Raw genomic sequence first — 1,496 nt, 5'->3', positions numbered from 1 at the left:
CTCTATACTTTTTGATGTTGGTGGATGACACCAGCATCTTTTTTATTTTGAAAAACAATAGAAAAGACACCTTGAAATCCTTTAGAATTAATTTGACGAACCAATCCAAAAGGAGGAATCAAGATGTCTCACACTCAGCTTATCAAAGAAATGTTGGATATTCTAGACTTATCGATTACTTTTTCCGAAAACTGTCTCACAAAAGAAAAATACAAAGGACAAATCTGTCATATTTATCATGGAAGTTTGACCTACACCGCCCAAGAATGTATTCATTGTAACCATAAAATTGCTTCAGATATTGTACGTTGGGGAACCACAACCGTCCGGTTGTTAATGAACGATGTTTCTGAATACCGTACATACCTTGAACTAAAAAAACAACGCTTCAAATGTAAAGCTTGTCAGCGGACATTCGTTGCGGATACTTCTGTTGCGAAAAAGCACTGTTTTATCAGTGAGAAAGTCCGCTGGTCTGTTGTGACTCGTTTAAAAAGGAATACCTCAATGACTGAGATTGCCGCTCAAAAAAATCTGTCTGTCTCTTCTGTTTACCGTATTATGAAGCGGTTTTATCGTCCATTAAATCCTTTTCGAACAACGTTGCCTAAGGTGCTTTGTTTTGATGAATTCAAATCCGTCCGGGGTGTTTCAGGTGCCATGAGTTTCATCATGATGGATGGAAAAACACACCGCCTATTGGACATTGTCGAGAATCGGCAACTGCCTTTTCTAGAGCGTTACTTTTGTCATTTTCCAAGAGAAACGCGCGAAGCGGTCGAATGGATTGTGATCGATATGTACGCCCCTTATGTGTCGTTAGTTAAAAAGATGTTTCCAAACGCTCAGCTGATCATTGATCGGTTTCACATTGTCCAGCATATCAGTCGTACTTTTCGCAATCATCGAATCAAAGAAACGAACCACCTGTTAAAGAGCAAAGAACAAAAACTATACCAGCTGGGCAAACAACTAAAAAGATACTGGAAACTCCTTCAAAAAGACGAAAGTAAGCTTGATTATACTCGGCACCTTTGGCGGTCTGGCTTCAAAACACATTTAACAGAAACCGAGATTGTCGATCGTCTACTGAAGGGATGTCCTGCTTTGCGTACGGGCTATCAGTTATACCAAGACTTTCTTTATGCTGTAAGGAAGCGAGACCACGCATCGTTTGAAGAACTGCTTACCAACAACGACGTACTTCCCGATGGGTATCGGACAACCTTAAGAACATTCCAGAAATTTCTTCCACAAATCAAGAATGCTTTAAAACAACGTTATTCAAATGGGCCGCTAGAATGCCTAAACAACCATATCAAAGTGTTAAAACGAAATGCCTATGGCTTTCGTAGCTTTTATAATTTCAAGTTGCGTATCATGATTCGTCACGGTAGTGCATTGCTTTTAAACTAAAAAAGATCAAGAGGAAATAATCCTCTTGATCTCCAATAATTCTAAGATTTCTCTTCACCAACATCATTTGACAAAGAGCC

Annotated in this window: 1 protein-coding gene; it reads left to right on the top strand. The window is 39.2% G+C overall.

Translation table 11 applies throughout. From position 1 onward, the window contains the following. Positions 1-123: 123 nt before the first annotated feature. Positions 124-1,416 carry an ISL3 family transposase gene (locus HMPREF9088_RS11060; RefSeq protein ID WP_007209342.1) on the top strand — a complete coding sequence of 431 codons (1,293 nt, stop codon included), beginning with the start codon at positions 124-126 and terminating at the stop codon, positions 1,414-1,416. The last annotated feature ends 80 nt before the right edge of the window (positions 1,417-1,496 follow it).

Source organism: Enterococcus italicus DSM 15952, from assembly GCF_000185365.1.
Classification (GTDB): Bacteria; Bacillota; Bacilli; order Lactobacillales; family Enterococcaceae; genus Enterococcus_G; species Enterococcus_G italicus.
This window is presented reverse-complemented; position numbering and strand designations above follow the sequence as displayed.